This is a genomic window from Stenotrophomonas sp. YJH_SMC_40 (assembly GCF_059368615.1).
Genome location: NZ_JCAFRX010000013.1, coordinates 1 through 12,908, shown reverse-complemented (window position 1 = coordinate 12,908; position 12,908 = coordinate 1). Strand labels below are relative to the sequence as shown.

The 12,908-nt window shown below is 67.1% G+C and carries 13 protein-coding genes; 3 read left to right on the top strand and 10 right to left on the bottom strand.

The genetic code is table 11. The features are described from left to right. Positions 1–125 precede the first annotated feature (125 nt). Positions 126–1,214: a DUF5694 domain-containing protein gene (locus tag AC5P6X_RS19585; RefSeq protein WP_049448872.1), complete on the top strand. Its 1,089-nt coding sequence runs from the start codon at positions 126–128 to the stop codon at positions 1,212–1,214. A gap of 61 nt (positions 1,215–1,275) precedes the next feature. Beyond that, positions 1,276–1,566, top strand: coding sequence for a putative quinol monooxygenase (locus AC5P6X_RS19580; RefSeq protein WP_005410081.1), 291 nt, complete (start codon positions 1,276–1,278; stop codon positions 1,564–1,566). On the opposite strand, the gene AC5P6X_RS19575 is transcribed toward AC5P6X_RS19580, so the two are convergent. The 10 genes from AC5P6X_RS19575 to AC5P6X_RS19530 form a co-directional block, all read right to left on the bottom strand. Then, positions 1,508–1,810 carry a hypothetical protein gene (locus AC5P6X_RS19575; protein WP_080353056.1) on the bottom strand — a complete coding sequence of 101 codons (303 nt, stop codon included), beginning with the start codon at positions 1,808–1,810 and terminating at the stop codon, positions 1,508–1,510. The genes AC5P6X_RS19580 and AC5P6X_RS19575 overlap by 59 nt on opposite strands. A gap of 62 nt (positions 1,811–1,872) precedes the next feature. Then, positions 1,873–4,062 carry a PAS domain S-box protein gene (locus AC5P6X_RS19570; RefSeq protein ID WP_005410083.1) on the bottom strand — a complete coding sequence of 730 codons (2,190 nt, stop codon included), beginning with the start codon at positions 4,060–4,062 and terminating at the stop codon, positions 1,873–1,875. Between the two features lie 208 nt (positions 4,063–4,270). Continuing rightward, positions 4,271–6,658, bottom strand: coding sequence for a Tex family protein (locus AC5P6X_RS19565; RefSeq protein ID WP_329756999.1), 2,388 nt, complete (start codon positions 6,656–6,658; stop codon positions 4,271–4,273). Positions 6,659–6,865: 207 nt separating this feature from the next. Next, positions 6,866–7,081, bottom strand: coding sequence for a hypothetical protein (locus tag AC5P6X_RS19560; protein ID WP_005410085.1), 216 nt, complete (start codon positions 7,079–7,081; stop codon positions 6,866–6,868). Between the two features lie 734 nt (positions 7,082–7,815). Then, entirely contained in the window at positions 7,816–8,268 is a 453-nt protein-coding gene (locus AC5P6X_RS19555) for a hypothetical protein (RefSeq protein WP_149501209.1), read from the bottom strand. After that, positions 8,265–8,468 carry a PspC domain-containing protein gene (locus AC5P6X_RS19550; protein ID WP_005410087.1) on the bottom strand — a complete coding sequence of 68 codons (204 nt, stop codon included), beginning with the start codon at positions 8,466–8,468 and terminating at the stop codon, positions 8,265–8,267. Before AC5P6X_RS19550 ends, AC5P6X_RS19555 begins: the two co-directional genes overlap by 4 nt. Positions 8,469–8,532: 64 nt before the next feature. Continuing rightward, positions 8,533–8,901, bottom strand: a complete 369-nt coding sequence (locus tag AC5P6X_RS19545) for a YfeK family protein (protein WP_088436213.1) — start codon at positions 8,899–8,901, stop codon at positions 8,533–8,535. Positions 8,902–8,932: 31 nt separating this feature from the next. Continuing rightward, positions 8,933–10,000 (bottom strand): class III poly(R)-hydroxyalkanoic acid synthase subunit PhaC, encoded by a 1,068-nt coding sequence (gene phaC, locus AC5P6X_RS19540; RefSeq protein ID WP_005410089.1) that lies wholly within the window; start codon positions 9,998–10,000, stop codon positions 8,933–8,935. Continuing rightward, positions 9,997–11,061 (bottom strand): class III poly(R)-hydroxyalkanoic acid synthase subunit PhaE, encoded by a 1,065-nt coding sequence (gene phaE, locus AC5P6X_RS19535; protein WP_049449955.1) that lies wholly within the window; start codon positions 11,059–11,061, stop codon positions 9,997–9,999. The genes phaC and phaE overlap by 4 nt, the downstream gene beginning before the upstream one ends. A 22-nt stretch (positions 11,062–11,083) precedes the next feature. Further along, the gene (locus tag AC5P6X_RS19530) at positions 11,084–11,698 is read right to left on the bottom strand and encodes a CDP-alcohol phosphatidyltransferase family protein (RefSeq protein WP_014647547.1); all 615 of its coding nucleotides are present in this window, start codon (positions 11,696–11,698) and stop codon (positions 11,084–11,086) included. 343 nt (positions 11,699–12,041) lie between these two features. On the opposite strand from AC5P6X_RS19530, the gene AC5P6X_RS19525 reads away from it, so the two are divergent. Beyond that, complete coding sequence (locus tag AC5P6X_RS19525; protein WP_049449956.1) at positions 12,042–12,692, top strand: class I SAM-dependent methyltransferase; 651 nt, start codon at positions 12,042–12,044, stop codon at positions 12,690–12,692. Positions 12,693–12,908: the final 216 nt, after the last annotated feature.

Here is a 12,908-nt window from a genome sequence, read left to right as displayed (position 1 = left end):
AGCATCGCTCAGCAGAAGGATGCAGCTCAAGGCAAAAAGGTTTACATGACCAATGCGGGATTCCGCGGCAGGAGAATATGACCAGCATGAAGGTCCCGCAGGATGCTCATCGACATGGAGATCGCATGTTCCCTCGCTTTGCCAGCCTTCTCTTCCTGGCCGTGTGCAGCAGCAGCGCGCTGGCCAACGACACCGCCTATCGACCGGCCTTCCACCCGGACCAGCTGAAGGGACCGCCCGCAGGGCGCCCGAACGAAGTGCTGGTGCTGGGCAGCCCGCACCTGTCCGGCCTGCCGGAGACCTTCACGCCGGCGATGCTGGAACCTCTGCTGCAGCGCCTGGAAGCCTGGCGGCCCACCGCGATCGCGGTAGAGAACCTGTCCGGCCTGCAGTGTGACTTCATGCGCCGCAATCCAGCCCGATACGCCGAGAGCGTAGCGGACTACTGCGTCGATCCGGCACCGGCGCAGGCCGCCACCGGCCTGGACGTGCCCAGCGCCAACGTGGAGATGGAACGCCTGCTTGCGGATTGGCCGAAGGCGCCAACCGCCGCCCAGCGACGCCGACTGGCCGCAGTGTTCCTGGCTGCGGGCGAGAGCAGCTCGGCAGTCGTCCAATGGCTGCGGCTGCCCAGGGAAGAGCGACGTGCTTCGGATAGCCTGACACCGGAACTGGTGCGGTTCCTCGACACGCGCATGGCGCGCCGCAACGAGGCCGGCCTGGTGGCCGGCGTCCTCGCCGCGCGCCTGGGGCTGGAGCGGCTGTGGGCAGTCGACGACCACACTGCGGATTCGCCTACACCGGAATCGCAGCAGAAGGCCTACGCTGCCGCCATACGCGGTGCCTGGGACAATTCCTTCGTCAAAGCGCGCAGGGCGGCCGATGAACGACTGGAAGCCAATCTTGCTCGACCGGATGGGTTGCTCGCGATGTATCGCGCCTACAACGCACCCGAGGCCGCGATGCTGGCCTTCAACAGCGATTTCGGCGCGACGCTCGTGGAACCCTCGCCGGAAGGCTTCGGCCGCAACTACGTGGGCTACTGGGAAACCCGCAACCTGCGCATGGTCGCCAACATGCGCGACGTGCTCGGCCAGCACCCGGGCACCCGCATGCTGACCATCGTCGGTGCCTCGCACAAGGGCTACTACGAGGCCTACCTCAACCAGATGCACGATGTGCAGCTGGTCAGTGCAGACGCAGTATTGCGTTGACGGGATGGGTGCCGGCCACCCACCGGCACTATCCTGCAGGGCCCCATCCAGAGGCGCCTGCATGCTCAAGGTCATCGCCGAAGACTTCATCCATCCCGATGCCGTGGACACCGTGCTTCCGCTGTACCGGGAACTGGTCGCGTGCACGCAGCGCGAGCCGCTCTGCCTTGGCTATGAACTGTTCGTGGACCAGAAGGATCCCGGGCACTTCGTCTTCATCGAGCAATGGCCGGACCGCGCCGCCCTGGACATCCACTGCGCCAGCGAACATTTCCAGCGGCTGGTGCCGCAGATCAATGCCTTCCAGCGCGCGCCATGCCGGTTCCTGCTGATGGATGCTGCGCCTCTGTAGTGCCGGCATCAACGCGACGGTGATCCCGGCGTCTGTGCCGCCACAGCACCAGGCTGGCCGCCACCGTGCACGCCAGGGTGAGGGCCAGCAGCGCCACCACGCTCGCCTGCAGCACCGGCAACATTGCCTGGGCGAGACGGTCCTCACGCACCTCCTCCAGCCGGAGCCCGGCCGCCAGGGCCAGGCACCAGCCAACCATCGCCGGGGCGTAGGCACGCACCGCCATCGGGTTGCAGACATTCATGGAATCACCTGTAAGAGAGGATGTGCGCGCAGTATTTGCGCCCGCCCTCTCACAGGCTGAGATCAGCCCTCGACGACCTCGGAATCATCGCCCGGCAGCTCACTGGCCTCGCCCTGCACCTGCACGTTGTTGCGGCCCATCGCCTTGGCCCGGTAACACTGGGCATCGGCCGCGGCCACCGCCTGATCCACGCTCATCCCCCCGGCCAGCGGCGCGATGCCGATGCTGGCCCCTACCCGCAACCGGTCCTGGTCCCACGGAATCGACAGCGACGCCAGGGTGTGCAGCAGCTCGCCGCCAATGCGCGCTGCACGACGCGGCGTGCAACCGGACAGGATCACCGCGAACTCATCGCCGCCCAGCCGCGCCACCACATCCGAATCGCGCACCCCGTGACGCAGAACGCTGGCCACCGCCCAGAGCACCGCATCGCCAGCCAGATGGCCCCAGGTATCGTTGATCGGCTTGAACCGATCCAGATCGATGTACATCAGCGACGCGGCCTGGCCGGTACGTTCAACACGGGTGATCGCCTGCTGCAGATGCACCTCGAAGCCACGGCGGTTGCTCAGTTCGGTCAGCGGATCGATCTCGGCCAGATGACGCGCCTCGCGCTGGCGGGCACGCTGCTGGGTATCGTCGCGCAGCACCCAGACCGCGCCTCGCACGTGGCCCTCGTCATCGCGCAACCAGGCGCGGGTCAGGTCCACCGGCACCGTGGCGGCACCCAGGCGCAGCAGCAGGTCGGCATGCAGGTCGACCGCATTGCTGTCCGGATCCAGCAGTACCGACACGTCCAGCACCGAACCCGGCGCGTATTCGGTGGTCAGCGCCAGCACATCCTGCACCTTGTGTCCGGCCAGCGACAACGCGCCATCGCCGGCCAACATGCGTACTGCAGCGGCATTGGCGTAATCGATACGGCCATCGAGGCTGACGCTCAGCACCAGGTCGGCCACGGCATCCAGGGTGATGCGGCTGCGCTGTTCGCTCTCGAAAAGCCGCTGCTCGCTGCTGCGCTGGGCGGTGATGTCCTGGATCTGCGACACGAAATGCAACGGCTCGCCATGCTCGTTGCGCACCAGCGAGACCGACAATCGGGCCCAGATGACCTTGCCATCGCGATCGAGATAGCGCTTTTCCAGGTGGTAGTGGCTGCGACGCCCGGCCAGCAGGTCCTGCACCAGGGCCAGGTCGGTCTGCAGGTCATCAGGATGGGTGAGACGCTGGAAATCCACCTGCAGCAGCTCTTCCCGCGGATAGCCGAGGATCCGGCACAGCGCATCGTTGACGTCCAGCCATCGCCCTTCCAGTGACACCAGCGCCATGCCCAGCGCAGCCGAGGTGAACGCACCGGCGAACTTCTCCGCGGACAAGCGCGCTTCGGCCCTCGCCTGCAGGATCTCGGTGATGTCGATGGCCATCCCGACATAGCCGATGCGTACACCGTCGGCACCGTCCATGCGGCTGATCGAGAGGCGTACCTGGCGTGGCTGGCCGTCCTTGCGCAGCAGCGTCCATTGCCGCGAATAGGTCTGGCCATCGGCACGCGCACTGAGTGCCTCGAACACATCTGGCAGTTGGCCATCGGCATCGGCCAGCGGTCGCAGCCAGGCATTCAGTTCCTGCGGATCGTGGAAGGCATCCAGCCGGCGCTGGCCGACCACATCCGCCGCGCTGTAGCCCAGCAGGCGTTGCGCGCCCGTGTTGAACAGGGTGATGGTGCCATCGATATCGGTGGCGATCACCGCCACCTCGTCGGAGGCATCGACCACGGCCTGCAGGCGTTGCCGTGTTTCGGCCGCATCCTGTCGGGCCTGCTGCAGCTCGGTCACGTCGGCATGCGCGCCGGCCATCCACAATGGCTTGCCCTGCGCGTCCCATTCGAAGACGCGGCCACGGTCCTGGATCCATATCCACTGGCCATTCTTGTGGCGCATCCGCAGCAGGCACGCGTAGTTGTCGGTGCGCCCCTCGAAATGCTCGTCCAGTGCCGCGTCCGACAGCGCTATGTCATCGGGATGGACCAGCTTCAGGAAGGTCTTCTGGCAGACCGGCTCCAGCTCTTCCAGGCGGTAACCGACAATCTCGGCCCAGCGCGCGTTGACCCGCATCTCGCCGTTCTGCACGTTCCATTCCCAGGTGCCCGCGGCGGTGCCATCGATGATCATCGCCAGCCGCCGACGCTCTTCGGCCAGCGCCTGCAGGCGGCGCTCCAGCAACCCGTTGCCGTTGGTGCCCTGGCCCGCCATCACCGCTGCCCCCGGCCCGCGCAGGCAGGCAGCGGCCGCAGCGCGACGCTGCAGACCTCAACGAAGACGACGGGTCCTGCTGGCGTCATGGCCCTCCCCAGCGACAGCGGGGTGGCCGGACGCCTCCCCTCAAGCGCAAGTGTGCGCAATCACGGGGAAAATCGACAAGTCCCCCGCCACGAATCAAGCGTGACGGGGAACACGGTCCTCAACTACGCTTGGCGCGGGCGAAGGCCTCGGCCAGGGCGTTGTTGGCCAGGGGCGCGGACGCGGCGGGACGGCCGCCATTGCCCTGGCCCCGGATCGGCCCGCGGTTCTGGCCGCCTGCATCCCGGCGTGGACCCTGCCCATGGCCGCGCTCATCACGCTGGCCCGGGCGGCTGGTGGCCTGCCCGGGGGTATCGTCCAGGCGCCGGGTCAGGGCAATGCGCTTGCGCGCCACGTCCACCTCCAGCACCTTCACCTTGACGATATCGCCAGCCTTGACCACGTCACGCGGGTCCTTCACGAAGGTGTCGGACAGCGCCGAAATGTGGATCAGGCCGTCCTGGTGCACGCCGATATCGACGAAGGCACCGAAGGCCGCCACGTTGCTCACCACGCCTTCCAGCACCATGCCTTCGCGCAGGTCCTTGATGTCCTCCACGCCTTCGGCGAAGCGCGCAGCCTTGAACTCCGGACGCGGGTCGCGGCCCGGCTTCTCCAGTTCCTTCAGGATGTCGCGCACGGTCGGCAAGCCGAAGGTGTCATCGGTGAACTGCTCGGCCTTCAGGCCACGCAGGAAGCTGCCATCACCGATCAGCGCCTTGATCGGGCGTGCGGTGCTGGCCACGATGCGCTCGACCACCGGATAGGCTTCGGGGTGCACCGCCGAAGCATCCAGCGGCTGGTCGCCGTCGGCGATGCGCAGGAAGCCGGCGCACTGTTCGAAGGTCTTCTCGCCCAGGCGCGCGACCTTCAGCAGATCCTTGCGGCGCTTGAACGGGCCGTTCTCGTCACGATGGCGCACGATGTTCTCGGCCACCGTGGCCGACAGGCCGGACACCCGCGACAGCAGCGCGGCCGATGCGGTGTTCACGTACACGCCCACAGCGTTCACGCAGTCCTCCACGCGCGCATCCAGCGCCCGTGCCAGCCGGTACTGGTCCACATCGTGCTGGTACTGGCCGACACCGATCGCCTTGGGTTCGATCTTGACCAGTTCGGCCAGCGGGTCCTGCAGGCGACGCGCGATCGACACCGCGCCACGCAGCGACACGTCCAGCCCCGGGAACTCCTTGGCCGCGAACTCGGAGGCCGAGTACACCGAGGCGCCCGCCTCGCTGACCACGACCTTCTGCAGCTTCGGGTTGGCGGCAGCCTTGATCGCTTCGCCGGCCAGCTTGTCGGTTTCGCGGCTGGCGGTGCCGTTGCCGATCGCGATCAGTTCAACGTTGTGCTTGGCGCACAGTTGCTTGATCGTCTGCACCGACTGGTCCCACTGGCGACGTGGCTCATGCGGGTAGATGGTGTCGGTGGCCACCAGCTTGCCTGTGGCATCGACCACGGCGATCTTGCAGCCGGTGCGGATGCCCGGGTCCAGCCCAAGCACGGTCTTCGGGCCCGCCGGTGCGGCCAGCAGCAGATCCTTCAGGTTGTCGCCGAACACCGCGATGGCCTCAGCCTCGGCCTTCTCGCGGGCCTGGTTGAACAGGTCCAGCAGCAGATGGGTGTGCAGCTTGGCGCGCCAGGTCAGGCGGCAGGCGTCCAGCAGCCAGCGATCGGCGGCGCGGCCCCGGTCGGCGATGCCGGCCCTGCGCGCCACGCGGCCTTCGGCGTACTGGTGGCCGGCCTCGGCATCGCTGCCCGGGTCCAGTTCCAGGAACAGGATCTCTTCGCGGCGCGCGCGGAACAGCGCCAGCAACCGGTGCGAAGGAATCTTCGCCAGAGATTCGGCATGTTCGAAATAGTCGCGGTACTTGGCGCCTTCGGTTTCCTTGCCCTCGGCCACGCGGGCACGGATCACGCCGGTCTCTCCCAGCCAGGTGCGCAGCTCGCCGACCAGCGCGGCGTCCTCGCCCCAGCGCTCCATCAGGATCGCGCGCGCACCTTCCAGCGCGGCCTTGGTGTCGGCCACGCCCTTGTCGGTGTTGACGAAGGCGGCGGCGAAGGCCTGCGGATCCTGCGTGGGGTCGGCCAGCAGTCCATCGGCCAGCGGCTCCAGACCGGCCTCGCGGGCGATCTGGGCGCGGGTACGGCGCTTGGGCTTGTACGGCAGGTACAGGTCTTCCAGCCGGCTCTTGGTGTCGGCGGCCAGGATGTCGTTGCGCAGCTCGTCGCTGAGCTTGCCCTGCTCGCCGATGCTGGCCAGCACCGCCGCACGGCGCTCCTCCAGCTCGCGCAGGTAGGTCAGCCGGGTTTCCACATTGCGCAGCTGGGTGTCGTCCAGGCCCCCGGTCACTTCCTTGCGGTAGCGCGCGATGAACGGAACGCTGGCGCCCTCGTCGAGCAGGCCGACGGCGGCGCGCACCTGGGCGGACTGGGCACCGATCTCGTCGGCGATGGTCTGGGCGATCTGCTGGGCGAGCGCGCTCTGGGCGTTCTTGGCGTCGTGCATTGCTTCAGGTCTGTGCCGCGGTACGGGAAGATCCCATTCTGGCAATCCACGACGGAGCCGGACAAGGCATTGACAGGGGGCGAGGTTCAGCGGCGGGGCCGGAGTGGACGCCGGCATCCTGGCGGAGAGAGGGCTCGGACTGGCCCTGGGCTGGGATGCCGGCGCGGGCGCGCGATGGTGGGCGCGCCCTGCCGCGTGTTGCGAAGGTCAGCGGTAGTGGCGGGCGGCGCGCTGCATGACGATCTCGTCACGCATGCCTTCCAGGGCCATCAGGCGGACCTTGCCGACACCCTGCAGTTCCATGAACCGCTCCGTGTAGAACTCCGGCCCCAGCGCGGTGTCGGCGCGGGATTTGCTGAAGCCGTAGGGCACCACGCCCTTCTCGCCATCCTTGCTACCACCGACATAAAGAACGATTGCCATGTGATGTATTCCTCCAAATTGCTACTGCGTACTGCACTCGATGAACGATGCTGCGAGCTCATCGAGGGAGAGCTTACCGCGTCGAACCTGACTGGAACGTCACGAAGGCTAATGACGATCGGTTGCATGCAGATGACTGCGGGATCGCAGCAGAATGCTTACGGATCTTTAACTTCCGGCTAACGAATCCGTGGGGGATTCCCGCCAACGGCGCAGCCCCTCGTGGTGGTTTGGTTGTTCGCGGAAAGCTGGTTTCCCGGGGGCTGGCCGGGAGGGTGGGTAGTGCGGGGACGCCGTGAACCCGTCCTTGGGGGCTTGGCCGCGGCATCCATGCCGCGGACACCCCGCCCCACCCACCCTCCCGGCCGCTGACAGGTTCCTGATGCCTGCCTCCCCCCACGGAAAAGAAAAAAGAAGATCAAAAGCAAAAACGGCTTGGCCGGCTGATTTGTTGCTTCCTGTAGAGACCAGCCAAGCCAAGCCATGCCCCGCTCGCGAGCAAGCGCAGCGCGCGACCCGCTTCTGCTGTTCTATTTCTTCTCCGTGGCTGGACGCGCACGGAAACTGTCATGGGCCGGGCGGGGTGGGTTCGCGGGACCGTTGGCGCCATGGATGGCGCCATCGAGCCCCCAGGGACGGGTTCACGGCGTGTCCCGCGAACCCACCCCGCCCGGCCCAATCGCATGAAACGCATTCCGCGACCACCCACGAGGGGCTGCGCCGTTGGCTGGAAACTACGGCCACCAGCCACGCCCGAACCGGGCGAAATGATCGGCCGCCCGTTCGAACGGATTGCGCGCACTCACCCCGCCGCACAGCAGGTACACCGGCAGGTACAGCGGGCCCAGCACCATGTACTGGTACACGTGCGCCCGTTCGTGATCATCCAGCCGGATCAGCGGCTCCACGCCCCACCCTGCCTGATGCGCATAGGTGCGGCAGGAAATGCCCAGGTCATGGCCGGTATGCAGGATCACGTTCCCCAGAGTGATCGCCCCGCCTGGCCCCCACGGCCAGCGGTCGAACACCAGCGCGCAGTCACGGCCGCTCCAGCGCAATGTCGCGCCGCCGAGCATGCCGGCCAAGCCGCCGATCACGCCGAGCAGAGAATTGGGTGACGTCCACACCGCGCCCAGCACCTGCAGCGCGCGCAGCCAGATCAGCCAGGGCGTTGCTCCAGTCTTCAATCGGCCTCGTTGGGGATCAGGAGCCACAGGATCAGGTAGACCAGGATGCCAGGGAAGGCGGCGGAGGCCAGCGAAACCAGCACGTAGATCACCCGCAGCAGGGTCGCATTCCAGCCGAAGCGATGGGCAATGCCGCCCATCACGCCGGCAATCATGCGGTCGTTCAATGAACGCGACAGCGTTTTGGGCGTGGTGTTCATGGCGGCAGCTCCGGGAAACGGACAAGGCAGTCGAACATGGCTCGACTCTACACTGCCCCCATGTCTACGGCGTGCGGTGGCGCAGGGCCTGCAGGCGTGCGCCGAACCAGGCGGCTGCGGTCTGTTCAGGCTGCCCCGGACACTGGATGCGGTAGGGTTTGCCACTCATGCTGCTCTGGCTGGCAGCGCGCTCGATGAACTGCTCGGCGCTGTCCACCATGCCCTTTTTCAGCAGGTAATCGTACTTGCGCTGCAGGTGCGCGCGCGCGTCGCTGCCGTCGTACCAGCTGCCATTGCGCTGGAAACGGCACTGGGAGCCATCCAGGCTGGCGATCAGCTGGGCGATCTCCCGGCGTGCATCCGTACTGGGTGCGGCGTGGGCAAGTGGTGCTGTCAGCAGTGCCGTAAGAATCAACAAAATCCGGTACATCATCACCCCCAAGTCAGTCGAGCATGGCTTGACTCTACAGATCGCGCGCCTTCAACCAGCCATCGATCGTGGCCGGTACTTCGCGCTGCGCGCGGCCGGAAACGTAGATACCAATATGCCCACCACGGAAACTGGACTCGGTGTAGTCGTCCGTGCCCAAACGCCCGCGCATCGCGCGCGAGGCATCCGGCGGCACCAGATGGTCCTGCTCGGCATAGATGTTCAGCACCGGCAGCGTCACCTGCGACAGATCCACCGCTTCCTCGCCGATCCGCACCGTGCCGTTCACCAGCCCATTGCCCTGGTAGAACTGCTTGATGAAATCGCGGAACGCCTCGCCCGCCAGGTCCGGTGAATCGAAGATCCACTTCTCCATGCGCAGGAAATCCTCCAGCGCGGCCTTGTCATCGAGGATGTCGAGCAGGCCGACGTACTTCTGCACGTTCAGGCGGAATGGCTTGAGCATCAGGTAACTGGCATTCATCAGGTCGGCCGGGATGTTGCCCAGCGTGTCGACCAGCAGGTCCACGTCCACCTGCCGCGCCCAATGCGAGAGCATGTTGTCAGCCGTCTGGAAGTCGACCGGGGTGACCATGGTGATCAGCTTGCCCAGCTTCTGCCGGCGCAGCGCGGCGTAGCAGAGTGCGAACACGCCGCCCTGGCAGATACCCAGCAGGTCCACCGGGCCACCACTGCGCGCACGCAGCGCATCGACCGCGCCGTCGATGTAGCGCAGCAGGTAGTCCTCCAGGGTCTGGAAGCGTTCGGACCGGTCCGGGTAGCCCCAGTCCAGCACGTACACGTCCTGGCCCAGCGCCAGCAGCTTCTGCACCAGCGAACGGTCGGCCTGCAGGTCGACCATGTACGGCCGGTTGACCAGCGCGTAGACGATCAGCAGCGGCGTGCGCCGGGTCGGTGCCTGTTCGCCGACGAAGCGGTACAGCACCACCTTGCCGTCACGCCAGACTTCCTCGCGCGCGGTCACGCCATAGTCCACGTCTTCCACCTGCGGCAGCAGCTTCAGCCCTTCCATCAGCTTGCGCTGCATGGCCAGGGTTTCCTGCATCAGGTCATCGGCGTTGAAGCCCAGCGGTCCTTTCATCGGTCACGCGCCCGAGTGGAAGCGCGAGACGCAGCCTTCTTCGCAGACACCTTCTTTGCAGGCGCCTTCTTCGCCGGCGCGGCCTTCTTCGCGGCTTTGCGCGCGGCCGGCTTCACCTTCGCCGGTGCCGGCTGCGACACCGGATCGACCGCGGCGGTCCCCGCCAGCACCGCCACCTGCGCCTGCAGGCGACGCAGGCTGCGCTCCAGTTCGGCAATACGGCGATGCGCGGCGTCCATCTCGCTGCGGGTCGGCAGGCCGATACGCTCACTCATCTGTTCCACCTCGCGCTGCAGGCCGGCGCGCAGGCGCATCTGCGCGTTGCCCAGCGAGGCGTACACCTGCTGGAACGGTTCGGACATGGCGACCTTGGCGTAGGCCTCCTCGGCCACTTCGATCCACAGGTCGAACATCGCGCGGGCGCTGGTCAACTGGCTGCCGGGCTGTTCGTGCTCGGCCAGACGCTGCTCGAACAACGCGAAGGCCTCGTCCAACGCCTGCCTGATCTGATCAACGTAGGCGCGCGAATGCTGCTGGTACTCCTCCTGCGCCCGCAGCAGGGCCTGCCAGCGCGCCTGGTGCTCGCGGCCGGGGCCGAACGCCGGGCTCTGCAGCCACGGGCCCGCCTGCAGCTGGAACTGCTGCAGCCATGCGGCGAAGTCGGGCACGGTGGCGCCGGCGTGGGTGCTGCCACGGGCGCCCTGCAGCATCCACTGCAGCATACCGTCGCCTTGCCCCTGCACCGCCTCGCGCCAGGCCTGGGCCACCTCGGCGCTGCTGGCATCGCGGCCGGCGAAACGCGCGGCCACTTCCTGCATGGTGCCGTACCAGCTGCCGGCCTGTTCCCGGAAACGGCGCACGGCATCTTCCGGGGCGCCCTGCCCCTGTTCGGGCAACAGTTGGCTCCACCAGTCGAACAGCCGTTGCCAGCTGCCGGGGTCGCCGCCGGCCGGTGCACCGGGCGTGCTCGCGTGGCGCAGCGCATCGCCCCAGGCACCGAAGTACTGCCGCGCCAGCGTTTCGAAATCGCTGCTGCCGGCGTCGTGGGCCGAGCTGGTCATCGCAGGCCTCCGCAGGGCTGGCTCATGGCTTGGGGATACGCAGGGTCTTGCTGATCATCAGCGACCCGGACAGGGCGAACAACAGCACCATCGGGTGCAGCTGCCACGGGCCGATCTGCCACTGGCCGAACCAGATGTTCTGGCCGATGGCATCGGTACCGGCGGCAATCGCCAGTACGATCACCAGCACCAGGCTGGTCGGGATCGGGGTGCCCTCGAAATACGTGACCTTGCCCTCGTCGCCGGCCAGCGCCTCGGCAGTGACGTTGTAGCGTGCCAGGCGGCTGACACCGCAGCAGACGAAGTAGCTCAGCACCAGCCAGTCCCAGCCGCCCTGCATGCCGCAGGCATAGGCCAGCGCCGCCGGCGCCACGCCGAAGGAGATCACGTCCGACAGCGAGTCCAGCTCGCGGCCCAGGGTGGAACTGGACTTGCGCCAGCGCGCGATGCGCCCGTCGAGCGCGTCGAAGATGAAGGCCAGCGGGATCAACGCCATGCCGAACAGCAGGTAGCCACGCTCGCCGTCCTGCAGGAAGCGCATCGCGGCAAAGACCGCACCGGTGCCGCAGAAAGCATTGGCCAGGGTGAACCAGTCGGCCAGCTGGAATTCGCGCAGCATCGAGAAGTGACGTTTCATGGGGTCTCACGGAGCATCAAGGCCCACAGGTTACCGCGAGCGCCGCCGCTGGCGACAGCACTGGCAGGACCCGCCTTCACCGCTCCCTCACCTGCCCTCACCAGCGGTGAATTTTTCACCACCCATCTTGACAGCCTAGGGGGGTGGCGCCTGTCGCGGCTTATCCACAAAGTTGCCCACGCGTAATCCACACCCCCTGTGGACAACCAGATCTCACCGACTGCGACGCTGGACATTTCCTCATCACCCGGAAGCGGGGTTTCCCTACTTCCCAAGCCACAGGGTCGGCGCTATGGTCACCGGCGGACCCGCCGCCGCCACGTCCGAAACTCTGCAACGGACGATGATGATGCTGGATGCTCCCACCCTGGCCGCACAGCTGCGGCAGCCCCACGGCGAGGCCGCGCTGGCGGTGGCCGACTCGATGAACCGCAGCAACGGCGCACTCAACCTGGCCGCAATCGGGCTGCTGGCCGTCGGCGCCGGCGAACGGGTCCTGGAGGTCGGCCCGGGCAATGCGGCCTTCGCGCCACTGATGCTGCAGGCCACCGACAGCCACTATCTGGGCATCGAGCTGTCCACGGCCATGGTCGAGGCCGGCAACCAGCGGCTGGCCGACGCCGGGGTGGCCGAACGTGCGGCGATGCGACACGGCGACGCCCATGCACTGCCGGTCGCCGATGCCGCGATGGATGCCGCGCTGGCGGTCAACACCCTGTACTTCTGGCCGAACCTGGCCCCGGTGCTGGACGAACTGGCGCGGGTGCTGCGCCGGGGCGGCCGCCTGTGCCTGGCCTTCGGCGATGCCAGCTTCATGCGCAGCCTGCCATTCGCCGCCGACTTCCAGCTGCATGAGCTGGACGCGGTGGAGCTGGCGCTGCGGGTATCGGGCTTCCGCGTCTCGGCCTGGCGCAGCCACCGCGAATCCGCAGCCGGCAATGACGGCCAGACCCGAGAAAAGCACTTCCACCTGCTGCTGGCACAGCGGCACTGAAGTGATAGAGCCGGCCTGCACCCGGCCGCCAACGAGCAAAACAGAACACCTGCATCCGCGCCGGATGCGATCCGACCGAGTGGTAGAGCCGGCCGCTGGCCGGCTGCTCCGTCCATTGCGGATTGCCGGCCAGCGGCCGGCACTACCCAGCCTGCACCCGCCGCCAGCGAACAAAACAGAACACCTGCATCCGCGGCGGATGCGATCCGTCCGAGT

Bases quoted from the DNA above. Each gene is read 5' to 3' on its own strand.
- AC5P6X_RS19585 (WP_049448872.1), top strand. From the start codon at position 126: ATGTTCCCTCGCTTTGCCAGCCTTCTCTTCCTGGCCGTGTGCAGCAGC.
- AC5P6X_RS19580 (WP_005410081.1), top strand. From the start codon at position 1,276: ATGCTCAAGGTCATCGCCGAAGACTTCATCCATCCCGATGCCGTGGAC.
- AC5P6X_RS19575 (WP_080353056.1), bottom strand. From the start codon at position 1,810: ATGAATGTCTGCAACCCGATGGCGGTGCGTGCCTACGCCCCGGCGATG.
- AC5P6X_RS19570 (WP_005410083.1), bottom strand. From the start codon at position 4,062: ATGGCGGGCCAGGGCACCAACGGCAACGGGTTGCTGGAGCGCCGCCTG.
- AC5P6X_RS19565 (WP_329756999.1), bottom strand. From the start codon at position 6,658: ATGCACGACGCCAAGAACGCCCAGAGCGCGCTCGCCCAGCAGATCGCC.
- AC5P6X_RS19560 (WP_005410085.1), bottom strand. From the start codon at position 7,081: ATGGCAATCGTTCTTTATGTCGGTGGTAGCAAGGATGGCGAGAAGGGC.
- AC5P6X_RS19550 (WP_005410087.1), bottom strand. From the start codon at position 8,468: ATGAACACCACGCCCAAAACGCTGTCGCGTTCATTGAACGACCGCATG.
- AC5P6X_RS19545 (WP_088436213.1), bottom strand. From the start codon at position 8,901: ATGATGTACCGGATTTTGTTGATTCTTACGGCACTGCTGACAGCACCA.
- phaC (WP_005410089.1), bottom strand. From the start codon at position 10,000: ATGAAAGGACCGCTGGGCTTCAACGCCGATGACCTGATGCAGGAAACC.
- phaE (WP_049449955.1), bottom strand. From the start codon at position 11,061: ATGACCAGCTCGGCCCACGACGCCGGCAGCAGCGATTTCGAAACGCTG.
- AC5P6X_RS19530 (WP_014647547.1), bottom strand. From the start codon at position 11,698: ATGAAACGTCACTTCTCGATGCTGCGCGAATTCCAGCTGGCCGACTGG.
- AC5P6X_RS19525 (WP_049449956.1), top strand. From the start codon at position 12,042: ATGATGATGCTGGATGCTCCCACCCTGGCCGCACAGCTGCGGCAGCCC.